Raw genomic sequence first — 21771 nt, forward strand, 5'->3', positions numbered from 1 at the left:
GGTGCGTCGGTTACAGCTGCAATGGGCGACCGACCGGTCCGCCAGCCTCAGCAGGCGGGGGCTTGCGGCGCCGGCACCAGGCTGCGGAGAGTCCGCCTTCCGGCCGCCAGCAGGCGGTCCGACAGGACAGGGTCATCCGCCGCGGTGCGCGCCATGATCAGGGCGCCGACCATGGCGTTGACCGCCTGCGGCGCGGCCGCCGGGTCGCCGCCATCGGCCCGCAGGGCGTCCTCCGCCAGCCGCAGCAGCCCCTGCAGGCCCTGGGTGAAGGCGGCGCGGGTCTCGGCCGGGTGGCGCGCGATCTCCGCCCCGATCGCGGCGGCGGCGCAGCCCTGGCCGGGATTGTCGCGATGCGCCGGGCTCAGATAGGCGTCCGCCAGCGCCGCCACGCGCTCGCCGGCCGGGTGGCGCTCCACCGTCCTGCGCAGCCGGGCGCCGTTCTGGCTGAAGCCCTCGGCGCAGGCGGCGGCGACCAGCGCCTCCTTCGACGGGAAATGGGCGTAGAAGCCGCCATGGGTCAGGCCGGCATCCGCCATCAGCGCGGCGACGCCGACCGCCTCCACCCCATCCTCGCGGAAGCGGCGGGCGGCGGTCTGGACGATCCGGTCGCGGGTCTCGCTCTTGTGGTCCTTGCTGTAGCGCATGGGCGTCTTCCCGATCATCGCCGCCGGCGCGGTCTCGTCAGCGGGTGGTTGTCTTTTTAGATGATGGTTATAATATGTTGTTCATCATATTATAGACCCGAGGACTTCCCATGTCCGCTGAAGATCCCGTCGTGATCGTCGGTGCCGCCCGCACCCCCCTCGGCCGGTTCCGGGGCGCGCTGGTGCCGCTGGCCGCGCCGCAGCTGGGGGCGGCCGCCATCGCCGCCGCCGTGGCCCGGGCCGGCGTCACGCCGGCGCAGGTCGACGAGGTGCTGATCGGCTGCGTGCTGCCGGCCGGGCAGGGGCAGGCGCCGGCGCGCCAGGCTGCCCGCGGGGCAGGGCTGCCCGACGCGGTCGGGGCCACCACGGTCAACAAGGTCTGCGGCTCCGGCATGAAGGCCACCATGCTCGGCCGCGACCTGATCGCCGCCGGCTCGGCCGGGATCGTGGTCACCGGCGGCATGGAGAGCATGTCGAACGCGCCGTACCTGCTGCCCGGCGCCCGCGACGGCCTGCGCTTCGGCCACAGCCGGATCTTCGACCACGCTGCGCTGGACGGGCTCGAGGACGCCTATGACAAGGGCCGGGCGATGGGCGATTTCGGCGAGGCCACGGCGCAGCGCTACGGCTTCACCCGGGCCGACCAGGACGACTACGCCGTGACCTCGCTGCGGCGGGCCCAGGCCGCGATCGCCGAAGGTGCCTTCGTGGCCGAAATCGTGCCGGTGTCGGTGCCCGGCAAGGGCGGCGCGGTGGAGATCGCGGTCGACGAGAATCCGCAGAAACTGTCGGCCGACAAGATCCCGACGCTGAAGCCGGCCTTCCGGCCCGACGGCACCATCACCGCCGCCAGCTCCAGCGCCAATGCCGACGGCGCCGCGGCGCTGGTGCTGGCCCGGCGTTCGGTGGCCGACCGGCTGGGGCTGCCGGTGCTGGCGGTGATCCGCGGCCACGCCACCCACTCCCAGGCACCCGAATGGTTCACCACGGCGCCGATCGGCGCGATCCGCACCCTGCTCGACCGGGTCGGCTGGCGGGCCGGCGACGTCGACCTGTTCGAGATCAACGAGGCCTTCGCCGCGGTGGTGATGGCGGCGATGCGCGACCTCGACCTGCCGCACGACAAGGTCAACATCCATGGCGGCGCCTGCGCGCTGGGCCATCCGATCGGCGCCACCGGCGCCCGGCTGATCGTCACCCTGCTGGCGGCGATGCAGCGGCAGGGCGTGCATCGCGGCGTCGCCGCGCTGTGCATCGGCGGCGGCGAGGCCACGGCCATCGCCATCGAACGCCCCTGAGGGGGCCGCGGTTCAGCCCGGGATCGCATTCCCGGGCAGGATCCGCAGGTCCAGCGCGATCAGCGTGGCGCCGGCATAGCCGCGCAGCGCCGTCGCGGTGGTCGATAGGGTCAGGCAGCTTTCGGCCTGGCCGGGATAGCGGGTGCACAGCGCATCGCCGCGGATGGCCCAGCTGCCGACCTGGCGCCGGGTCGCCTCGGACCGGGTGACGACCCCGCTCGGGTCGTAATACTCGGTCCAGGCCCCCTGGCGGTTATAGCGGAGGTCGGTCCCGGTCAGGGAGTTGCCGACCACGAGCGAGCGCAGCTTGTCGCCGCCCACCGCGTTCGGCACCAGCGCCGCGGCCGCCACCGGCCGCGGCAGCGGCTTGGTCTGGCCCGGTGCGATGCCGCCCAGCTGGCTCAACAGCCCGGGATAGGCCGGATCGGTCGGCGTCACGACGCGCTGCGACCGACCGGCCCCGGCGGCGTCGTAGGTGATCACGATCGCGGCGTCGGGACGCATGGTCGCGCTGTCGCCGGCCACCGGCTGCGGCGCCGGGACATAGCCCAGGGGCCGCGGCACGAAGGCGGGGCCGGGCGACGCGGGCACCACGGTCGGGGCGATCGGCTGCTGTCCGATCACCAGCGGGCGCGACGGCGCCACCGGAGCCACCGGCAGCGGCATCGATGGCTGGGCCGGTGACCGGATCACCACCGGGGGCGGCGGGGCGACCAGCACCTGCTGCTGGATGACCGGCTGCGGCGCCGCGGCCGACGGCAGGACCGAAGGCACGGCACGCGGCTGCAGGGCGATGATGCTGAAGCCGCCGCCAGGGACGCCGGCGAGGCGGGCGTCGAGGAAATGGGCACTCGCCAGGTCGGCGGTCGAATAGCCGGAACCGCGGCCGGGCCGGGCGCAGGGCACCGCCAGGTCGACCGGCGTGCCGATGGCCAGGCGGCCGGCGCTGTCGGGGAAGGTGCCGATCACGCCGGTGCCGATCCGGCACGACCCGACGCCGGACAGGCCGATATCCTCGCTGTAGCGATTGACCTGGAGCTGCACGTGGTAGGCGGTGTTCGGGACCTGCGCCTGCGCCGCCGGCGCGGCCAACCCGAAAACGGCCAGCAGAACTGCCGAACGTTTCATCGTCGCACTCCCCCTCGAAGCCCGACGGAGGCGGCATCGATCCCGCGCCGCCGTCCCGTTCACCAGTTCGGAATTATGCCCTGTCGCGCATCCGCACGGAAGCGGGGCGGGTCAGCCCGCCTTGCCCTGCCGGTAGGCCCAGACCGAGGCCGGCGGGATGTTGGCTGGGACGAAGCCGACGCGGCGGCCGGCCAGCCCGAGCTTGTCGCGCGGCAGCGGCGAGGCGAGGGCGTAGGTGTACAGCACGATCTGCCGGCCCTTCGGCATCACCGAATAGGCCGAATCGACGATCGCCTGCTGCTCCTCGATCGTCAGCAGCATCATCGGGATGCCGCACAGCGTGGTGCCGACCTTGCCGACGACCTGCGGCGGCAGGATCTCGGTCAGGCGGCGGGCATCGCCTTCGATGACATGGATGCCGGGAAAGATGTCGCGCAGGTGCTGCGCCATCTCGTGGTTGATCTCGATGACGTAGAGCCGGTCGGCCGGAACCCCGCGCTCCAGGATGCCACGGGTGATGGCACCGGTGCCGCCGCCGAGCTCGACGACATACTCGTCGGGCGCACGGACGATCTCCTGCGTCAGCCGGCGCTTCAGCGCGGGCGAGGACGGGGTCACCGATCCCACTTCGCGGGGGTTGGCGAGCCAGCGGCGGAAGAACAGCCAGGGGTTCATATCCGGCCGGTCTTGGGCGGCTTTGTGGTCGGTCATCGGGCAACAGGTCCTTACGACGTCGAACGGATGGAGGCGTTTTGGGTCCTCCGGGCGACGAACGCTGTGATGCGCCGTTCTGTTTCCAATCGCAAGATCGTCGCGGCATTCCGGGCGTTTTGTCGACCGCAAAACAGCAAACACACGGAATCAGATGTTCGGCCGCTTCCGTTTGGCTTTTTCCGAAAAATGAACAGTCATTCGAGAGACCCGGCCTCGGACCGCGATGGATTCGCCTGTTGAACTTGGGGCGGCCGGCCAGCGCATTCCCTGGAAATTCTCGCCGCTGCGGATTACCGCGGTAACCCATTCTGCCGGTTCCGACATCAAAGCGTAGCGGCGATCCGGCATCTGTCGGTGGGGCACTGGCGGGGATTTCGAGGGATGCGACGGCCGGCGGCCTTCATCGGACGCGTTCCAGTCATGCCGGCGGCGCTCGGCGCCAGGGCCGGCCGGAGTTGACGCCGCTGCCTTCCCCGACAGAAATAGTCCCCGTCCTCCCGGCTCGCGCAACCATCGGTGCATCGCTTCATGACTGACACAACATTCGGAGCGGCAGCGCCCGCGCCCGCCAACACCACTGGCCGGATCGTGGTCGCGAGCCTGATCGGCACCGCCATCGAGTTCTACGACTTCTACGTCTACGGCACCGCCGCTGCACTGGTGCTGGGCCCGGTGTTCTTCCCCAGCGAATCGGAGACGGCGCAGCTTCTGCTGTCCTTCGCCACCTTCGCCATCGCCTTCATCGCCCGGCCGGTCGGCTCCGCGCTGCTGGGCCATTTCGGCGACCGCATCGGCCGCAAGGCGACGCTGGTGGCGTCGCTGCTGCTGATGGGGATCTCGACCACGCTGATCGGGTTCCTGCCCGGCTACGCCACCATCGGCTGGGTGGCACCGGCCCTGCTGTGCCTGCTGCGCTTCGGCCAGGGGCTGGGCCTCGGCGGCGAATGGGGCGGGGCGGCGCTGCTGGCGGTGGAGAATGCGCCGGCCGGCAAGCGCGGCTGGTTCGGCATGTTCCCGCAGCTCGGCGCCCCGATCGGCTTCCTCGCCGCCAACGGGCTGTTCCTGCTGCTGGCGCTGGGGCTGGACGACGCGCATTTCCGCAGCTGGGGCTGGCGGGTGCCGTTCCTGCTCAGCGCCGCGCTGGTGATCGTCGGCCTCTATGTCCGGCTGAAGCTGGTGGAGACGCCGGTGTTCCGCGAGGCGATGGCGCGGCAGGAGCGGGTGCGGGTGCCGATCGGCGAGGTGCTGACCCGCTACGGCAGGGTCACCCTCCTCGGCACCCTGGCGATGGTGTCCTGCTATGCCCTGTTCTACATCACCACGGTGTTCGCGCTGGGCTTCGGCACCAAGTCGCTGGGCTATTCGCGGCAGGCGTTCCTGGGCCTCGAATGCATCGCCATCGTGTTCCTCGGCATCGGCATCCCGATCTCGTCGCGGCTCAGCGACCGCTTCGGCCGCCGCCCGGTGCTGATGATCGGCGGCATCCTGACCGCGCTGTTCGGCTTCGCCCTGGCCCCGCTGCTCGGCAGCGGCTCGGTGGTGCTGGTCACCCTGTTCCTGTGCCTGGGGCTGTTCCTGATGGGGCTGATCTTCGGGCCGATGGGCGCGTTCCTGCCCGAGCTGTTCCCGACCCGGGTGCGCTACACCGGGGCATCGCTGACCTACAATCTGGCCGGCATCCTCGGCGCCTCGCTGGCCCCCTACATCGCCCAGACCCTGGCGACGGAAGGCGGCCTCGGCTGGGTCGGCGGCTACATCACCGTCGCCGCGGTGATCAGCGTGATCGCGGTGTGGCTGATCAACGAGACCAGCCGCGAGGACCTGACCCGGGTGTCCGGACACAACTGAGACGCACCGATCCCCGCGGGCACGACGCGCCCGCGGGGATCGGCGGCCAGTGCCCCTCAGCCGAGCACGCTCCAGTCGAAGCCGCCCGCCCAATCGGCATAGCTGTGCCAGCGGACCTCCGGGAAGTCCCGCCGCAACCCGGCGATGTCGGTGGAGTAGCCGGTGCGGGTGAACCACTCGAACATCAGCGCCGTGTCCTCGCTCTGCTGCCGCGCGGCGGCGATCGGGATCTCCTGATAGGCGATCGGGCGGCCGATGGCCTGTGACAGGATCCGCGCCTGCTCCGCGCCCGCCAGCTCGTCCCCGGCGATGTCGAAGCGCCGGCCGAACACCGGCTCGCGCCGCTCGGCCAGGGCCGCGACGAAGGCCCCGATATCCGCCAGGGCGACCAGCTGGAGGGCGCGATCGGGCGGCATGGCAAAGGCGTGCACGCCCTGGCGCAGCCCGCCGATCCCCCAGGGCGCGACGGCATTCTCCATGAACGCGACCGGCGCGCTGACGGTGAAGGGCAGGCCGAGCCCGGCGATATGCCGCTCGACCAGATATTTGCTCTCGAAATGCGGCACGCCGGTCTTGCGGTCGGCGCTCGCGACCGAGGAATAGATCAGGTGCCCGATGCCGGCGGTCTTCGCCGCATCCGCGGCCTTGATCCCCTGGCGGGTCTCTTCCTCCGGCCCGGCCTCGTAGCTGGTGCCCATCAGGAACATGGTGTCGACGCCCTGGGCCGCCTTCACCACGGCGGCCGTGTCGTCGAGATCGCCGGGCACGATCTCCGCGCCGGCCGCGGCCAGCCGCCGCGCGGCCTCGCCGTCCGGCTTGCGGGTCAGCGCCTTGACGCGATGGCCCCGCGACAGCAAGGCGTCGGCAACCGCGCCGCCCTGCTGGCCCGTGGCGCCGGTGACCAGGACGCTTCGTTTGATGCTGCTCATGGGTCTGCTCCTTCTGTGGCTGACGGAGCAGAGTTGGGGTCTCCCATATTGGTCCATTATAGGCGACAATCGGGAAATCCTGTCCCATCTGGGGATATAATGCTCGATCTGAACGACATCGTGGTGTTCGCCCGCGTGGTCGAGGCCGGCAGCTTCACCGCCGCCGCGCGGCTGCTCGGCATGCCCAAGACGACGGTCAGCCGCCGCGTCGCCGCGCTGGAGCTGGCGGTCGGGGTGCGGCTGCTGCAGCGGACCACGCGCAGCCTGGGCGTGACGGATGCGGGCCGGCTCTACTATGAGCAGGGCAGTCAGGCGCTGCGGCTGATCGACGACGCCCATCAGCGGCTGGCGGAAGCGCGGTCGGAGCCGTCGGGCACGATCCGGATCTCGGCGCCGGTCGGCTTCGGCAGCGGCTTCCTGACCGCCACGGTGTTCGACTTCCTGGCGGCCTATCCCAAAGCCAAGGTCGAACTGCGGCTGACCGACGACAAGCTGAACCTGGTCGAGAACGGCATCGATCTTGCCTTCCGGACGGGGATCCTCCCGGACTCGACCTTGATCGCGCGCAAGCTCGGCCCCATCCGCCGCATCCTGTGCGCCAGCCCGGACTATCTGGCGCGCCGCGGCGTGCCGGCCGCGCCGGCGGATCTCGCCGGCCATGACTGCATCATCGCGGGCCCGTCGGCGGCCGGCGCGTCCTGGGTGCTGGACGGGCCGCAGGGCCAGGAGACCGTGGCGGTGTCCGGGCGCTTCGCCGCAAACGAGATGCAGGCGGTGGCGGGGGCCACGCTCGCCGGCCACGGCATCGCCCTGCTGCCCGACGCGTTCGCCCGGCCCCTGGTCGCGGACGGGCGGCTGCGCCGCGTCCTGGCCGGCTACGCCACGCCGGCCGGCGGTCTCCATGCGGTCTATCCCAGCAGCCAGCACCTGCCGCCGCTGGTCAGGGCCTTCATCGAGCTTGCCGCCGCGAGGCTGGCCGCGCTCGGGATCGGCGCGCACGACGACGCCGGCATCGCACCGCCGTGACGATCGCCGCCCGCGCGGCTCACCCGTGGCTGTGGCCGTACAGCGCCTTGGGATCGTGCAGCACCGGCTGGTCGGTCTTCCAGGCGCCGCCATCGGCCACCCGGAAGAAGCAGCTGCGCCGGCCGGTGTGGCAGGCGACGCCGGTCTGGTCGACCCGGACCAGCACCGCATCGCCGTCGCAATCCAGCCGCAGCTCGACCAGCCGCTGGGTCTGGCCCGAGGTGTCGCCCTTGCGCCATAGGGCCTGGCGCGAGCGCGACCAGTAGCAGACCCGGCCGGTGGCCAGCGTCTCCGCCAACGCCTCGCGGCTCATCCAGGCCATCATCAGGATCTCGCCGGTGTCATGCTGCTGCGCGATCGCCGGAACCAGCCCGTCGGCGTCGAACCGGACCTCGTCGAGGAACGGATCCGCAGTCATGCCCCCGCCCGCAGCCGGTCGAAGCCGGCCTCCAGGTCGGCGATCAGGTCGCCGGTGTCCTCCAGCCCGACATGTAGGCGGATGCCGGGGCCTTCGGCCTGCCAATGCGTCGCGGTGCGGATCTTCTCCGGCTGGATCGGGGTGATCAGGCTCTCATAGCCGCCCCAGCTGGCGCCCATCTGGAACAGCTCCATCCCGTCCAGCATGGCGTCGACCTGGGCCTTCGCCGCCGGCTTCAGCACGAAGGAGAACAGGCCGGACGCGCCGGTGAAGTCGCGCTTCCACGTGGTGTGGCCGGGATCCTGCGGCAGGGCCGGGTGCAGCACCCGCGACACCTCGGGCCGCGCCTGCAGCCAGCGGGCGACCTCCAGGCCGTTCTCCTGGTGCTGGCGCAGCCGCACCCCCATGGTGCGCAGGCCGCGCTGGGCGAGGTAGAGGTCGTCGGGCCCGGCGCAGTGCCCGGCCTGGACCGCGAAGGTCTTCAGCTGCGACCAGACCGACTTCTCGCGGGCGCCGACGATGCCCATCATCGCGTCGGAATGGCCGACCATGTATTTGGTCGCGGCATGGACGGTGACGTCGACGCCATGGCCGAAGGCGTCGAAGTACAGCGGGGTGGCCCAGGTGTTGTCGAGGATGGAGACGATGCCCTGCGCCCGCGCCACGGCGGTGATCGCCGGCACGTCCTGCACCTCGAAGGTCAGCGATCCCGGGGATTCGAGATAGACCAGCCGGGTGTTGTCGCGGAACAGGGCCTCGATCCCGGCGCCGATCAGCGGGTCGTAGTATTCGACCTGGACGCCGAAGCGGCTCAGCACCGCATCGCCGTAGCGGCGGCCGGGGCCGTAGACGCTGTCGGTCACCAGGACATGGTCGCCGGCCTTGACGAAGGCGGTCATCGCCACGTTGACCGCGGCGAGGCCGGAGGACACGGCGATGCTGCCATAGCCGCCCTCCAGCGCCGTGACCACGTCCTCGAAGGCCTCGCTGGTCGGCGTGCCGACCCGACCATAGCTGTACTGGCCATGCTCGAAGCCGGTGTGCGCCGCGTCCATCGCCGCCACGGTCGGCCAGATCACGGTGGAGGTGTGATAGACCGGCGGATTGACCATGCCGTGATTGGCCCCGGGGTCGCGGCCGGCATGGGCGAGGATGGTGGCGGGGCGGCGGGATTTGGACATGGGGTTGGCTGTCAGTCGGTGGTGGCGCTGGACGCCGCCATCTTTCGGCCAGCCGGACAGCACGGTCAAACCCGATCCGCGCAATTCCGCCCTGACTGCGTGGATTCAGCGCGGAACGGCCGACCTCGCCCGGTGCTCCGCGGCGGTGGTCTCGTAGACCACGTGGCGCCGCAGGGCGTGGCCTTCCGGCAGGTTGGGATGGTCGAACTCGCCGAGCCGGCGCATGCCCAGCCGCTCCATCAGCCCCCAGGACGGGGTGTTCGCCGGCACCGTGAAGCTGACCACCCGGTCCAGCTCGAGGGTGCCGAAGGCGAAGTCCAGCGCGGCCGACGCGGCCTCCCGCGCCAAGCCCCGGCCTTGCCAGGGGGTGGACAGGCGCCAGCCGATCTCCACCGCCGGGGTGAAGAAGGCCGGCCAATCGGCCCGCGCCAGCCCGCACAGCCCGATCAGGGCGCCGCCCTCGCGCTCCTCGACCGCCCAGAAGCCCCAGCCGTGCCGGGCGAAATGCGCGTCGATCCGGTCCAGCATGGCATCCGACCCCTCGCGCGTGAGGGGGTTGAGGTGGCGCTGCACGGCGGGTTCGGCGTTGATGGCCGCGAAGCGCGGGCGATCCTCGGCGCGCCAGCGACGCAGCCGAAGCCGGGGAGTCTCCAGGTCGATACCGGCCGGTTCCATGTCGGCGAGGATAGCAGAGGGCGCGGGGCAGGGGCCACGGGCTACCGCTGCAACCCGAAACGCGATCGGTGCAAATCCGCGGTAACCCGGGCCGGCGATGCTGGCGCGATCGTCGATTTCTGCAGTCAGGACAAGCGATGTCGCTGGACGGACCCTACGACCCCGAGAACATCTTCGCCCGCATCCTGCGCGGCGAGGCCCCCGCGATCCCCGTCCATGAGGATGCCGACGCCCTGGCGTTCATGGACCTGTTCCCGCAATCCAGGGGCCATGTGCTGGTCATCCCCAAGGCCGACGCCCGCACCATCCTCGACGCGGAGGCCGAGACGCTGCGGCGGCTGATCGTGGTGGTGCAGCGGGTGGCGGCGGCGGTGCGGGTGGCGCTGCTGCCCGACGGCGTGGTGGTGACGCAGTTCAATGGTCGCGCCGCGGGGCAGACGGTCGACCACCTGCACTTCCACGTCATTCCGTGCTGGCAGGGCCGGCCGCTGAAGGGGCATGGCCACGGCCAGATGGCCGATGGCGACGACCTGCGCCGCCTGGCCCGGGACATCGCCGCGCATCTGGAGGTGTGAGGGGGGGCGGGCGGGACGCCGGGGCAGCCGTTCACCTCGCCTCTCCCGCCATCCCCCATTGTCATTGTGAGCGCAGCAAAGCAATCCATCGGGCCGCTCGTGCGGGCCCATGGATTGCTTCGTCGGCTTCGCCTCCTCTCAATGACGAGGGAGGGGGCGGGAGAGGCGACGCGCTCACCCCGTGTCCGGCGCCTCGGGCCTGCGGGCGGGGGCGGCGGGGGGCGCCTCCGGCTCGGGGATGAAACCCTCCTCCTCCAGCATCTCATCCGCCAGCTCGAGCCATCGATCCGCCTCCGGCGGCAGGCCGAGCTCCCGGCACAGCCGGGCCACCGCCTCCGGCGCCGGACTGCGCTCAATCATCTCCGCCACCTCCGGCTGCTCCAGCCGCTGGCAGACCCTGGCATGGAGGCGGTCGCTCTCCTCGCTCCCACTCCCGTCATCGGCCGCCCGGACGACGGCCAGCTTCACCCGCTCCTGGTGCCACGCCCACCGCGGCACCACGGTCGACCGGGCTTTCGGCATCGGGCAGCGCTCGACCCGTTCCGCCATCTCCACCCGCTCGGGACGTTCCAGCCGCTCGACGGTCTCGGCGCGCAGGTGGTCGCCCGCCTTGTTTTCGGTCCTTCCGACCGCCGCCTCGACAGCCACCTCGGCAGCCACTGGGGTGACGCCCAGCGTCGCGTGCTTCTCGTGCCAGTTGGCCCATGGCGATGCCGCGGGCCTGGCCTTCGCCAGCGCCGCGCGCTCCTCCGGGGGTCGGGCCATCTCCTCCTCCAGCAGCAGGGTCAGCCGCAGCGAGCGGGTGGCGACCGCGATGTGCTGGCAATAGTCGATGCCGGGCTGCGGTTTCGTGATCGCCTCGGTGCGGGTGGCCTCCATCACCTCCATCTGGATCTCGGCCGCCCGGGCCAGCAGGCGCAGATGCCGCGCCGCCCGCTCCTCCTGGGGAGCGGCCGGGGCCTCCGATGCCTGGGCGGTCTGCGGCTTGTTCATGGAACACATCATGAACGAGAATCGAGAGTTAAGGATATATGGGCTTCATCTTTTTTTTGTCATGCCACGGCTTGACCGTGGCATCCAGGGGCGGGCCAGAACAGCTCTTGGTGGCCCCTGGATTGCCCGGTCAAGCCGGGCAATGACATCTTAAGTAAGTCCCGTAGCTCACTGAAGCCAAGAGGGTTTCGCCCGACCCGAATCTGGCCTCCGCTCTATTCCGCGTGCTGTTCGATCACCGTCAGGAAGGCTTCGGCATAGCGCAGCAGCTTGGCCTGGCCGACGCCGGGGATGGCGGCGAATTCGGTCATCGAGCGCGGCTTGGCATGGGCCAGCTCGGTCAGGGTGGCGTCGTGGAAGATGACGTAGGGCGGCACGCCCTGTTCCCGTGCCAGCTCCAGCCGCCGGGTCCGCAGCGCCTGGAACAGCGAGGCCTCGGCCGGGTCGCTCGGCAGGGCCCGCGGGGTGCGGCTGCCGTTGCGGCCGTTGCCGCGAACCGCCTTCTTCACCGCCTCGCGCCGCAGCCGGATCTCGCGCTCGCCGCGCAGCACGTCGCGGCATTCCGGGGCCAGGTGCAGCGCGCCATGGCCTTCGGTGTCGACGATCAGCAGGCCGGCCGCCACCAGCTGGCGGAAGACCGATTTCCACTCCGCCTTGGCCAGGTCGCGGCCGATGCCCCAGGTGCTGAGCTTGTCGTGGCCGAGCTGGCGGACGCGGTCGGTCTCGGTCGCGGTCAGCACGTCGATCACCTGGCCGACGCCGAAGCGCTGGCCGGTGCGGTAGACGCAGGACAACGCCTTGCGCGCCAGCTCGGTGCCGTCGAAGGCCTCGATCGGCTCCAGGCAGGTGTCGCAGTTGCCGCAGGGGGCGGGCAGCGAGTCGGAGAAATACTCCAGCAGCACCTGGCGCCGGCAGCGCACCGTCTCGCAATAGCCCAGCAGCGCATCCAGCTTCTGCCGGTCGATCTGCTTCTGCCGCTCCGGTGCGTCCGATTCGGCGATCAGCCCCTGGATCTTGCCGACATCCTGGATGCCGTAGGCCATCCAGGCGTCCGAGGGCAGCCCGTCGCGCCCGGCGCGGCCGGTCTCCTGGTAATAGGCCTCCAGGCTCTTCGGCAGGTCGAGATGGGCGACGAAGCGGACGTCCGGCTTGTCGATGCCCATGCCGAAGGCGATGGTCGCGACCATGACCACGCCGTCCTCCTTGAGGAAGCGGTCCTGGTTCCGGGCCCGGACCTCGCGGTCCAGCCCGGCATGGTAGGGCAGGGCCTCGATGCCCTCGCCGCGCAGCCACTCGGCCGTGGTGTCGACCTTGTTGCGCGACAGGCAATAGACGATGCCGGCCTCGTTCTGGTGCTCGCGCTGGATGAAGGACAGCAGCTGCGCCTTCGGATTCTCCTTCGGCACGATGCGGTAGCGGATGTTCGGCCGGTCGAAGCCGGCGACGAAGATGCGGCCGCCCTGCAGCTTCAGCCGCTCGGCGATGTCGCGCCGGGTCGGACCGTCGGCGGTCGCGGTCAGGGCGATGCGCGGCACGCCGGGATAGCGCGTCGCCAGCACGTCGAGCTGCAGGTATTCCGGCCGGAAGTCGTGGCCCCATTGCGACACGCAATGGGCCTCGTCGATCGCGAACAGGGCCAGCTTGCAGCCGTCGAGCAGGTCCAGCAGCCCGTCGGTCAGCAGCCGCTCCGGCGAGACGTAGAGCAGGTCCAGCTCACCCGCCCGCATCGCCCGCATGATGTTCCCCGATTCGCCGGGGGGCAGCGATGAATGCAGCGCCGAGGCGCGGACGCCGAGCTGGCGCAGCGTCTCGACCTGGTCCTGCATCAGCGCGATCAGCGGCGAGACCACGACGCCGATCCCCGGCCGCACCAAAGCCGGCACCTGGAAGCACAGCGACTTGCCGCCGCCGGTCGGCATCAGCACCAGCGCGTCGCCGCCGGAAACCAGATGGTCGACGATCTCCGCCTGCTCGCCGCGGAAGGCGGAATAGCCGAAGACATCGTGGAGGACGGTGAGCGGATCGCGCATGAGCCGCTTATAGCGGCCCGCGCGGATCAAACCAAATGCTGGTTTGGGTTCGATTCAAACCACAACAGATTGTGGTTGGACGACGTCGTTCCACCAGCCTTGGCTGGCCGGATCCGCGTCAGGCCGGGGCCATGCCGGAGGCGCGCGGCGCCTCCGCCGGGACATGCCGGCGGCGGGACAGCAGCAGGATGGCGAAGCCCACCACCGTGGTCAGGACCGGCAGCGCGTACATGAGCGGCAGCAGCGCCAGCGAATCGCGGGCCATGCCGGCGACGCTCATGGTGGTGGCCTGCACGGCGACCACGCCGAGGGCGGCGATCAGGATGCGTCGGGCCAGGCCGCGGCGGTTGTAGTCGCCGCTGAGCAGCACGCCGAGGCAGAACACGACATAGGCGAAGGGCAGCAGCGGGTCGGTCAGCCGCTTGTGGCCTTCCATCACCAGCCGGCCATAGTTCTTCTGGTCGCGGGGCGAGTTCGGGTCGGGGTACAGCAGGTCGGGCAGGAACCGCTCGGAGGGCTGGCGGTAGTTGCGGGCCAGATCCTCGGCGCCGGCCGAGCTCAGGGGCACCGTATAGCTGTCGAAGGCAACCGGCTCGACCCGCCCGGTCTTGCGGTTGAGCTGCTGGATCACGCCGTCGATGGCCACCATCCGCGGCCCGTCGTCGCTGTCCTCGATATAGCCGCGCTTGGCGATGATGGTGACCGGCTGGTCCTGGTTGTCGGTGTTGTGCACCAGGATGTCGCTGAGATCGCCGGTCACCGGGTTGCGGTCGCGCACGAACACGGTCATCGAATCGCCGATGGCGTTGAACTCGCCGGTCTGCAGCAGCGCGGCCGAGACGTCCGACTGGGCGATGGCGCTGAGATCGCGGAACTCGCGATTGGCCACCGGCCAGAAGTACAGGGTCATCGAATAGCTGAAGCCGGTGATGATCACCGCCATCGCCAGGCCGGGCAGGGCCAGACGCATCTGGCCGATACCGGCGCCGCGCATCACCAGCAGCTCGCCGTCGGCCAGCATCCGGTTGTAGATGATCAGGCAGGCCGCCACGACGCCGATCGGCAGCACCGCGATCAGGAACTCCGGCATCGACAGGATGACGAGGTGCAGGAAGGTGCCCACGCCGACGCCGCCGTCGACGATCAGCTGGATCAGCCGCATCGAGGTGGTGAGCATGATGGCGAAGACGAGGATCACGGTGGCGAGCACCGTGGCCACCGCGATCTGACGGAAGACATAGCGGCTGAGCAGCGACATGGCCGAGGCTATACACCAGCGCGCGCGAGACGGCCAATGTTGCCAAGCGTCGCGGCCCTGATCCACAATGCCGCGCGCCGAAATGCACGACAAATCAACGCGCGAATGGGGAGGCGCATGGCAGGCGGATATGTGATCGGCGTGGATGGCGGCACCGAAGGGCTGCGCGCCGCCGTGTTCGACCTGCAGGGCGCCGTGCGGGGCATGGGTGTCGCGACCTATCCCACCCGGTTCCCGGCCCCGGCCCAAGCCGAGCAGGATCCCGAGGACTGGTGGCGGGCGATGGGCGAGGCGGTGCCGGCTGCCCTGGCCCAGGCCGGGATCGCGGCCGACCAGGTCGACGCCCTGTCGGTCGACACCACCTGCTGCTCCGTCGTCGCGCTCGACCGGGCGGGCCGGGCCCTGCGCCCCGCCTTGATCTGGATGGATGTGCGGGCCGCGGCACAGGCCGCCAAGGTGGCGGCATCGGGCGACCCGGCGCTGAAGGTCAACAGCGCCGGCGCCGGGCCGGTCTCGTCGGAATGGATGATCCCCAAGGCGCTGTGGCTGAAGGAGAACGAGCCCCGGGTGTTCGACGCCGCCGCGCTGATCGGCGAATACCAGGACTTCATCACCCTGCGCCTGAGCGGCCGCTGGGTCGGGTCGATCAACACCGCGTCGATCCGCTGGCACCACGACAACCGCAATGGCGGCCACCCCCGCAGCCTGCTCGACACGCTCGGCCTGTCCGCGCTGCTCGAGAAATGGCCGTCCGAGATCCTGCCGCTGGGTGAGGTGATCGGACCCCTGACGCCGGACGCCGCCGCCCATCTCGGGTTGAAGCCGGGGACGCCGGTGGCCCAGGGCGGGCCCGACGCCTTCATCGGCATGATCGGCCTCGGCGTGGTGACGCCGGGCAAGCTGGCCTTCATCACCGGCTCCTCGCATCTCCTGCTCGGCCTGTCGCCCACGGCCCTGCACGGCCGCGGCATCTGGGGCAGCTATCCCGACGCGGTGGTGCCGGGGCTGCATGTGGTCGAGGGCGGCCAGACCTCGACCGGCTCGGTGATCGCCTGGCTGAAGCGGCTGTTCGGCGAGGGCGCGAGCTACGACCAGCTGAACCGGGAGGCCGCGGCGCTGCCGCCGGGGGCCGAAGGCCTGCTGATGCTCGACCATTTTCAGGGCAACCGCACGCCCTACACCGACCCGGCCTCGCGCGGCGCCATCACCGGCCTCAGCCTCAAGCACGGGCCGGCGCACATCTTCCGCGCCGCGATCGAGGGCATTGCCTTCGGCAGCGAGCTGATCCTGGACGCGATGCGCGCCAACGGCTTCGCCCCCAGCGAGGTGGTGATCTGCGGCGGCGCCACCCGCTCGCCGCTGTGGCTGCAGACCCATGCCGACGTCTCCGGCGTGCCGCTGCAGGTGACCAGGGTGCCGGAGGCGCCGCTGCTGGGCAGCGGCATGCTGGCGGCGCTCGGCGCCGGCCATTTCGCCGACATGGCGGAGGTCGCGGCGGCGATGGTGCAGCCGGAGCGGGTGGTCGAGCCCGACCCTGCCCGCCACGCCGCCTACCGCGAGATCTACGCCCGCTACCAGCAGCTGTACCCGGCCCTGGCGCCGCTGCGCACGCCATCACAAACAATCTGAAGTTCTTCAGGGAAGCGACAGAAAATGCTCAAGAACATCGATCCGATCATCACCCCGGACCTGCTCTACACCCTGGCCAGCATGGGCCATGGCGACGACCTCGTGATCTGCGACACCAACTTCCCCGCCCGCTCGGTGGCGCAGCTGACCATGGTCAAGACACCGCTGGAGCTGCCGGGCATCAGCGCCGCCCGCGCGGTGCGCGCCATCCTGTCGGTGATGCCGCTCGACACCTTCGTCGACCATCCCGCCCAGCGCATGGAGGTGGTGGGCCAGCCCGACGAGATCCCGGAGGTGCAGCGCGAGGTCCAGGCCGAGATCGACCGCGCCGAGGGCCGGTCCTGGCCGATGGGGTCGATCGAGCGCTTCGCCTTCTACGAGGCGGCGAAGAAGTCCTTTGCCGTGGTCCGGGCCGGGGAGGGGCGGTTCTATGGCTGCTTCCTGCTGAAGATGGGCGTGATCGCGCCGAAGTAGGGAACCGACCGCCATGGCCTTGCCGAAGATCGCCATCCAAGGCGTGTTCGTCGCCGACCTCGCCTTCCGCGCCGCCCGCCTGCCGATGATGGGCGAGACCCTGCTGTCGAACGGCTTCAAGCTCGGCCCCGGCGGCAAGGGGTCGAACCAGTCGGTCGCGGCGGCGCGGGCCGGCGCCGACGTCGCCTTCATCACCAAGATCGGGGCCGATCCGTTCGGCGAGATGGCGCGCGGGCTCTATGCCGCCGAGGGCATCGATTCCGGCCATGTGCTGACCGATGCGCAGCGCCCGACCGGCGCCGCCTTCATCTTCATCGACAGCCGGACCGGCGAGAACGCCATCATCATCGAGGCCGGGGCGGCCGCCGCCCTGACCGAGGCCGAGATGGAGGCGGCGGCCCCGGCGATCGCCGGGGCGCGGATCTTCGTCGCTCAGCTCGAGCTGCCGCTGCCGGTGGTGCGGCGGGGGCTGGAGATCGCCCGGCGGCATGGCGTCACCACCATCCTGAATCCGGCCCCGGCCATGGCCTTGCCGGACGATCTCTATCCCCTGGTCGACTATCTCACCCCGAACGAGACCGAGGCGGAAAGCCTGGTCGATTTCGCGGTCGACAGCGGCCAGCAGGCCGAGCGGGCGGCCCAGGTGCTGCTGGCCAAGGGCGTCGGCGCCGTGGTCGTCACCCTCGGGGCCAAGGGCGCGCTTCTGAAGAACCGGTCAGAATGCATTCACATTCCAGCGTTTTCGGCCGGCGAGGTGGTCGAGACCGCGGGGGCGGGCGACGCCTTCAACGGCGGCTTCGCCCTGGCGCTGGCCGAAGGCCGGCCGGTCGCCGAGGCGGTGCGCTTCGGCTGCGCCGTCGCCGGCATCTCGGTGACCCGCCCCGGCACCGCCCCCTCGATGCCACGGCGCGACGAGGTCGAGGCCCTGCTGCGCAACGCCTAGCCCGGGCCATCCGGGCATTGCCGGTGCGGCACGGTCGCCGCAGCGGGTGGCCTGCGCACGGTGTTGATTAATATTTTATGCAAAGTGAAATCAAATACTGATGCAATTTGTTCTGCAGTTGAAAAGTTCTGAATCCTACTTTTCTGCATAAATTCTTATTCAAACCCGTAATGCGTGCTAGCTTGATAGCAGAGGCTAGCAACCATCGCAAAGAACGATGGCGTCTGGGGCAATTCTTTCCCTGGAGGAGGAGACGATGGCTTCAGCGAATTCCTTGGATGGATTGTTGGATGACGGCGGCCTGCTTGGGGGGTTGCTCGACGGCCTCTTGGGCGAGGACGGCCTGCTCGGCGGCGTCCTCACCGGCGTCGACGACCTGCTCGGCGGGCTCGACGACCTGCTCACCGGCGTGGTCGGCGGCCTGCTCGGGGCGGTGCTGGGCGGCGTCGGCGGCCTGCTGGACGGCGTGCTGAACGGCCTGCTGGAAGGCCTGCTCGGCGGGTTGCTCAGCAGCGGCCTGACCGGCTTGCTCACCGGGCTGCTCGACGGCTTGGCCGATGCCGGCGGCCTGCTCGGCGACTTGCTCAGCGGCGACGCGCTCACCGGCATCATCAGCGGGCTCGTCACCGATGTGCTCGGCAACCTCGACGGGTTGTTGGGCAACCTGCTGGGCGGCCTGCCCCTGGGCGCGCTGCTCGACGCGCTGCTCAGCGACACCGGCCTGCTCGGCGCCCATGGGCTGCTTGGCAACCTGCTGGGCGAGGACGGGCTGCTGACCCATCTCGTCGACGTGCTGCAGAGCGGGCCAGCCGGCCTGATCGACGCGCTGATCGGCGCTGACGGGCTGCTTGGCGGCGTCGTCGGCACGGTCGGCGGCATCGCCGACAGCCTGGTCGGCGAGCATGGCCTGATCACCGGGCTGATCGGCGGCCTGCTCGGGAATGTCGGCGACCTGTTCGACGACCTCTCGGTGTCCGGCATCGTCGGCAACCTGCTGGCCGAAGACGGCCTGATCGGCAGCATCCTGCACGGCATCGGGGTCAGCACCGACATCGGCGAGATCATCGGCGGGATCTTCACCTCGCTGCCGGGCCTGGACGTGCTCGACACCCTGCTGCAGGACGGCATCCTCGGCGGGCTGCTGGGCGGCGTGCTGGGGCCCGACGGCAGCGGCCTGACCGACCTCTTGACCGGCATCCTCGGCAGCCTGTCGCCGGACGTGCTGCTGGGCGGCCTGCTCGGCACCGGCGGGGTGGCGGGCCTGCTGAACAGCGTGCTCGGCGCCGCCACCGGCGTGGTCGACACCCTGCTGACCGATGTGCTCGGTGGGGTGCTGACCGGCAGCCTGCTGCACGGCGACGGCGGCCTGATCGGCAACATCTTCGGCGAGTTCGGCATCCTCGGCGGCGACCAGCTCGGCCTGCGCGGCGCCCTGAGTGACGGCCTGGTCGGAGACGTGTTCAACACACTGCTCGACGTCGGCGTGCTGGTCGCGGGCGGCGAGGTGATCAAGGTCGCCGGCCCGCTGGCGATCGCCGGCACGGTGGCCGACCTGCTGGCCGGCGACAACGGCCTGCTGCACGGCGTCGTGCCCGACGCGATCCTCAACCAGTTCTTCGGCGAGCATGGCGTGCTCGGCGTGGCGCTGGAGGACCTGGTCGGGGGCGTCAACGGCCGCGACGGCCTGCAGGCGGTGCTCGACATGACACTGACCAACACCTCCGACGTGGTGCAGGACCTCAAGGAGGTGATCGCCGACCTGCAGGACATCGGCGGCGTGCCGCAGCTGGCCGCCCTGATCCAGCTGGCCGGCACGCTGGAGAGCACGGTGGATGCGGCGGCGCAGACCCTGACCGACCTGCACGGCGCGCTGCGCGACATCAACGACATCCGCGTCGGCACATCAGGTGCCGACACCATCGACGGCTGGCTCGGCAACGACCAGCTCGACGGCGGCAGCGGCAATGACAAGCTCTCGGGCGGCACCGGCGACGACCTGCTGAAGGGCGGCGTCGGCAATGATGCCCTGAAGGGCGGGCTGGGCCAGGACGCGCTGGTCGGTGGCGCCGGCACCGACACCATGACCGGTGGCGGCGGGGCCGACACGTTCCGCTTCACGCTGGCCACGGAATCCGCGGTGGGCACCGGGCGCGACGTGATCACCGACTTCAGCCATATCGAGGGCGACAGGATCGACCTGTCGGCGATCGACGCAAACTCGAACTTCTTCGCCTTCGGCAACCAGGCCTTCACCTTCATCGGCAACCAGGCCTTCCACAATGTCGCGGGCGAGCTGCGGTTCGCCGGGGGGATCGTGTCCGGCGACACCAATGGCGACGGCCGCGCGGATTTCGAGATCCGCGTGGACACCCACGGCCAGCTGGTGGCGGCCGACTTCGTGCTCTGACCGGGCTTCGGTCCGGGACGGCCGCGCGGCGCCCAGCGTCGCGCGGCCCTTTTCCTTGCGTGGCCCTGGCCCGCAGCGGCCGTCGTTGACGCCTGCCGTCCGACTGCCTATCTCTTGGCTATGAGAACCGTGTGGACGAACCGGATGGCGGCGTGTCGAACGCCGCTTGTGATTCCAGGCCGCTGACCGCCGGGGCTGTCGCCCCGCACCGTCGGCGCCCTTCGTCCGTTCTCGCCTGAGTCGCGTCCCGCGACACCGTTCGCCCCACCCCCGAAAAAAGCCCTCGTGTCCCGGCCAGACTGGGCGCCAGCCGCGATCACGATCCCGGGGCGGTCGTCTTAAAAGAAAGGAAAAACAACATGTCCCGCAGCAGCCTGCCGAAGCGCCCCGAGATTCACGTCACCGCCGGCGACTTCGACCGTCTCGCCGCGCTGGCCGACGCCGCGGCAGATGCTTTCCCGGCGATCGCCGACTTCCTGGCGGACGAGCTGGAGCGCGCCCAGATCATCGACGCGGCCGCGGCCAAGGGCGTCGTGCAGATGCATTCGACCGTCAGCTACCGCGACGCCGAGACCGGGGACGAGCACACCGTCACGCTGGTGTATCCGGAGGAGGCCGACATCGAGGCCGGGCGCCTGTCGGTGCTGACCCCGGTCGGCGTCGCGCTGATCGGCCTGCGTCGCGGCCAGACCATCACCTGGGTCACCCCGTCCGGCAAGCCGCGCAACCTCACCGTGACCAAGATCGAGCGGGCGCAGGCCGCCGCCTGACCCCCGTCGGGGGCTGGCGGTCAGGCCCTGAGGCCTGCGACCAGCCCCGCGAGGTCGTCCATGTGCGGGCAGATCAGCCCGGCGCCGGCGGCGCGCAGCCGCTCGGCATGGCCGTCGCGGATGTGGCGGCCGCCGAGGAAGCCGATCACCCGCATGCCGGCGGCGACGCCGGCGGTGGTGCCGGGCACGCTGTCCTCGATCACCAGGCAATGCCGCGGGTCTATGCCCAGGCGCCTGGCCGCATGCAGATAGAGGTCGGGTGCCGGCTTCGGCAGCGCCACCATCTCCGGCGTGTAGACGTGGTCGCCGAAGAGATGCGAGATCCCGGCGATCTCGAGCGAGCGGCGGACCCGGGCGGCATGGCTGTTCGACGCCACCGCCATCGGCAGGGCCAGGCCCTCCAGCGCCGGGCGCACCCCCGGAATGGCGTCGAGGCCCTGGGCCAGCGCGTCGTCGATCACCCGCACCATGCGCTGGCCGATGTCGTCCGGGAACACCGTGCCGAAGCGCTCCGCCACCTGGCGCAGGATGTAGGTGTCGGGGGTGCCGACCAGCTGTTCGACCAGTTCCTCGACCGGCGCCCGCGGCTCGAAATGCGCGATCAGCTCGGCCACCGCACGGCAGGCCACGAACTCGCTGTCGACCAGCACGCCGTCGCAGTCGAAGATTACCGCCGACACGCCGGTCCCGAAAGAGACGGGTAGGGCGATCTGCACGGGGTCGACGGTATCCATCGGGTCTCTCTCCACTTCCGTCCGCCCGGTTGCGCGACAGGGCGGTCTTACCATAACGTACGACAAGTCAACGAGACCGGAAGGCAAGGACCGCCGG

Annotated in this window: 20 protein-coding genes; 9 read left to right on the top strand and 11 right to left on the bottom strand. The window is 70.6% G+C overall.

All coding sequences use genetic code 11. The annotated features are described in order from the left end of the window. Window positions 1-47 precede the first annotated feature (47 nt). Window positions 48-644: a TetR/AcrR family transcriptional regulator gene (locus AB4112_RS16280; protein WP_441721028.1), complete on the bottom strand. Its 597-nt coding sequence runs from the start codon at window positions 642-644 to the stop codon at window positions 48-50. 110 nt (window positions 645-754) lie between these two features. Here AB4112_RS16280 and AB4112_RS16285 point away from each other — a divergent pair, with 110 nt between their 5' ends. Continuing rightward, entirely contained in the window at window positions 755-1942 is a 1188-nt protein-coding gene (locus tag AB4112_RS16285; protein ID WP_441721031.1) for an acetyl-CoA C-acyltransferase, read from the top strand. Window positions 1943-1954: 12 nt separating this feature from the next. Here AB4112_RS16285 and AB4112_RS16290 read toward each other — a convergent pair whose 3' ends face one another. Together AB4112_RS16290 and AB4112_RS16295 are read right to left on the bottom strand one after the other, a co-directional pair. Next, window positions 1955-3070: a hypothetical protein gene (locus tag AB4112_RS16290; protein ID WP_441721034.1), complete on the bottom strand. Its 1116-nt coding sequence runs from the start codon at window positions 3068-3070 to the stop codon at window positions 1955-1957. A 111-nt stretch (window positions 3071-3181) separates the two neighbouring features. Continuing rightward, window positions 3182-3781: a class I SAM-dependent methyltransferase gene (locus AB4112_RS16295; RefSeq protein ID WP_309793039.1), complete on the bottom strand. Its 600-nt coding sequence runs from the start codon at window positions 3779-3781 to the stop codon at window positions 3182-3184. Between the two features lie 531 nt (window positions 3782-4312). Here AB4112_RS16295 and AB4112_RS16300 point away from each other — a divergent pair. Next, complete coding sequence (locus AB4112_RS16300; RefSeq protein WP_441721037.1) at window positions 4313-5632, top strand: MFS transporter; 1320 nt, start codon at window positions 4313-4315, stop codon at window positions 5630-5632. Between the two features lie 56 nt (window positions 5633-5688). Here AB4112_RS16300 and AB4112_RS16305 read toward each other — a convergent pair whose 3' ends face one another. Further along, on the bottom strand, window positions 5689-6561 hold the full coding sequence (locus AB4112_RS16305) for an NmrA/HSCARG family protein (protein ID WP_309793037.1): 873 nt from the start codon (window positions 6559-6561) through the stop codon (window positions 5689-5691). A gap of 99 nt (window positions 6562-6660) precedes the next feature. On the opposite strand from AB4112_RS16305, the gene AB4112_RS16310 reads away from it, so the two are divergent. After that, window positions 6661-7587, top strand: a complete 927-nt coding sequence (locus AB4112_RS16310; protein ID WP_441721040.1) for a LysR substrate-binding domain-containing protein — start codon at window positions 6661-6663, stop codon at window positions 7585-7587. Window positions 7588-7606: 19 nt separating this feature from the next. On the opposite strand, the gene hisI is transcribed toward AB4112_RS16310, so the two are convergent. From hisI to AB4112_RS16325, 3 genes are all read right to left on the bottom strand, one after another. After that, on the bottom strand, window positions 7607-8005 hold the full coding sequence (hisI, locus tag AB4112_RS16315; protein ID WP_309793035.1) for a phosphoribosyl-AMP cyclohydrolase: 399 nt from the start codon (window positions 8003-8005) through the stop codon (window positions 7607-7609). Beyond that, window positions 8002-9186 (bottom strand): cystathionine beta-lyase, encoded by a 1185-nt coding sequence (metC, locus tag AB4112_RS16320; protein ID WP_441721042.1) that lies wholly within the window; start codon window positions 9184-9186, stop codon window positions 8002-8004. Before metC ends, hisI begins: the two co-directional genes overlap by 4 nt. A gap of 105 nt (window positions 9187-9291) precedes the next feature. Beyond that, window positions 9292-9861: a GNAT family N-acetyltransferase gene (locus AB4112_RS16325; RefSeq protein ID WP_309793032.1), complete on the bottom strand. Its 570-nt coding sequence runs from the start codon at window positions 9859-9861 to the stop codon at window positions 9292-9294. 137 nt (window positions 9862-9998) lie between these two features. Here AB4112_RS16325 and AB4112_RS16330 point away from each other — a divergent pair, with 137 nt between their 5' ends. Then, a complete protein-coding gene (locus AB4112_RS16330) occupies window positions 9999-10436 on the top strand; it encodes an HIT family protein (protein WP_309793031.1) in 438 nt (145 codons plus the stop codon). 174 nt (window positions 10437-10610) lie between these two features. On the opposite strand, the gene AB4112_RS16335 is transcribed toward AB4112_RS16330, so the two are convergent. The 3 genes from AB4112_RS16335 to lptF all read right to left on the bottom strand — a co-directional run bounded on the left by AB4112_RS16335 (window position 10611) and on the right by lptF (window position 14717). Continuing rightward, window positions 10611-11429: a hypothetical protein gene (locus AB4112_RS16335; RefSeq protein WP_309793029.1), complete on the bottom strand. Its 819-nt coding sequence runs from the start codon at window positions 11427-11429 to the stop codon at window positions 10611-10613. Between the two features lie 215 nt (window positions 11430-11644). Continuing rightward, window positions 11645-13459: a DNA helicase RecQ gene (recQ, locus tag AB4112_RS16340; protein ID WP_309793027.1), complete on the bottom strand. Its 1815-nt coding sequence runs from the start codon at window positions 13457-13459 to the stop codon at window positions 11645-11647. 118 nt (window positions 13460-13577) lie between these two features. Beyond that, window positions 13578-14717: an LPS export ABC transporter permease LptF gene (gene lptF, locus AB4112_RS16345; protein ID WP_309793026.1), complete on the bottom strand. Its 1140-nt coding sequence runs from the start codon at window positions 14715-14717 to the stop codon at window positions 13578-13580. A gap of 117 nt (window positions 14718-14834) precedes the next feature. Between lptF and AB4112_RS16350 the strand changes: the two genes are divergently transcribed. From AB4112_RS16350 to rnk, 5 genes are all read left to right on the top strand, one after another. Beyond that, window positions 14835-16346 carry an FGGY-family carbohydrate kinase gene (locus AB4112_RS16350; RefSeq protein WP_309793025.1) on the top strand — a complete coding sequence of 504 codons (1512 nt, stop codon included), beginning with the start codon at window positions 14835-14837 and terminating at the stop codon, window positions 16344-16346. A gap of 24 nt (window positions 16347-16370) precedes the next feature. Beyond that, window positions 16371-16820, top strand: a complete 450-nt coding sequence (locus tag AB4112_RS16355) for an RbsD/FucU family protein (protein WP_309793024.1) — start codon at window positions 16371-16373, stop codon at window positions 16818-16820. Window positions 16821-16833: 13 nt separating this feature from the next. Beyond that, the gene (rbsK, locus tag AB4112_RS16360) at window positions 16834-17763 is read left to right on the top strand and encodes a ribokinase (RefSeq protein WP_309793023.1); all 930 of its coding nucleotides are present in this window, start codon (window positions 16834-16836) and stop codon (window positions 17761-17763) included. A gap of 286 nt (window positions 17764-18049) precedes the next feature. Continuing rightward, a complete protein-coding gene (locus AB4112_RS16365; RefSeq protein WP_441721051.1) occupies window positions 18050-20170 on the top strand; it encodes a calcium-binding protein in 2121 nt (706 codons plus the stop codon). Window positions 20171-20529: 359 nt separating this feature from the next. Then, entirely contained in the window at window positions 20530-20940 is a 411-nt protein-coding gene (gene rnk / locus AB4112_RS16370; protein WP_309793020.1) for a nucleoside diphosphate kinase regulator, read from the top strand. Between the two features lie 20 nt (window positions 20941-20960). Here rnk and AB4112_RS16375 read toward each other — a convergent pair whose 3' ends face one another. Further along, on the bottom strand, window positions 20961-21674 hold the full coding sequence (locus AB4112_RS16375) for an HAD family hydrolase (RefSeq protein WP_441721053.1): 714 nt from the start codon (window positions 21672-21674) through the stop codon (window positions 20961-20963). Window positions 21675-21771 lie beyond the last annotated feature (97 nt).

Origin of the sequence: Inquilinus sp. 2KB_23, from assembly GCF_052115705.1 — a bacterium.
GTDB lineage: Bacteria > Pseudomonadota > Alphaproteobacteria > DSM-16000 > Inquilinaceae > Inquilinus > Inquilinus ginsengisoli_A.

Coding starts and splice junctions, on each gene's coding strand:
- AB4112_RS16280 (WP_441721028.1), bottom strand. CDS start 644: ATGCGCTACAGCAAGGACCACAAGAGCGAGACCCGCGACCGGATCGTC.
- AB4112_RS16285 (WP_441721031.1), top strand. CDS start 755: ATGTCCGCTGAAGATCCCGTCGTGATCGTCGGTGCCGCCCGCACCCCC.
- AB4112_RS16290 (WP_441721034.1), bottom strand. CDS start 3,070: ATGAAACGTTCGGCAGTTCTGCTGGCCGTTTTCGGGTTGGCCGCGCCG.
- AB4112_RS16295 (WP_309793039.1), bottom strand. CDS start 3,781: ATGACCGACCACAAAGCCGCCCAAGACCGGCCGGATATGAACCCCTGG.
- AB4112_RS16300 (WP_441721037.1), top strand. CDS start 4,313: ATGACTGACACAACATTCGGAGCGGCAGCGCCCGCGCCCGCCAACACC.
- AB4112_RS16305 (WP_309793037.1), bottom strand. CDS start 6,561: ATGAGCAGCATCAAACGAAGCGTCCTGGTCACCGGCGCCACGGGCCAG.
- AB4112_RS16310 (WP_441721040.1), top strand. CDS start 6,661: ATGCTCGATCTGAACGACATCGTGGTGTTCGCCCGCGTGGTCGAGGCC.
- hisI (WP_309793035.1), bottom strand. CDS start 8,005: ATGACTGCGGATCCGTTCCTCGACGAGGTCCGGTTCGACGCCGACGGG.
- metC (WP_441721042.1), bottom strand. CDS start 9,186: ATGTCCAAATCCCGCCGCCCCGCCACCATCCTCGCCCATGCCGGCCGC.
- AB4112_RS16325 (WP_309793032.1), bottom strand. CDS start 9,861: ATGGAACCGGCCGGTATCGACCTGGAGACTCCCCGGCTTCGGCTGCGT.
- AB4112_RS16330 (WP_309793031.1), top strand. CDS start 9,999: ATGTCGCTGGACGGACCCTACGACCCCGAGAACATCTTCGCCCGCATC.
- AB4112_RS16335 (WP_309793029.1), bottom strand. CDS start 11,429: ATGAACAAGCCGCAGACCGCCCAGGCATCGGAGGCCCCGGCCGCTCCC.
- recQ (WP_309793027.1), bottom strand. CDS start 13,459: ATGCGCGATCCGCTCACCGTCCTCCACGATGTCTTCGGCTATTCCGCC.
- lptF (WP_309793026.1), bottom strand. CDS start 14,717: ATGTCGCTGCTCAGCCGCTATGTCTTCCGTCAGATCGCGGTGGCCACG.
- AB4112_RS16350 (WP_309793025.1), top strand. CDS start 14,835: ATGGCAGGCGGATATGTGATCGGCGTGGATGGCGGCACCGAAGGGCTG.
- AB4112_RS16355 (WP_309793024.1), top strand. CDS start 16,371: ATGCTCAAGAACATCGATCCGATCATCACCCCGGACCTGCTCTACACC.
- rbsK (WP_309793023.1), top strand. CDS start 16,834: ATGGCCTTGCCGAAGATCGCCATCCAAGGCGTGTTCGTCGCCGACCTC.
- rnk (WP_309793020.1), top strand. CDS start 20,530: ATGTCCCGCAGCAGCCTGCCGAAGCGCCCCGAGATTCACGTCACCGCC.
- AB4112_RS16375 (WP_441721053.1), bottom strand. CDS start 21,674: ATGGATACCGTCGACCCCGTGCAGATCGCCCTACCCGTCTCTTTCGGG.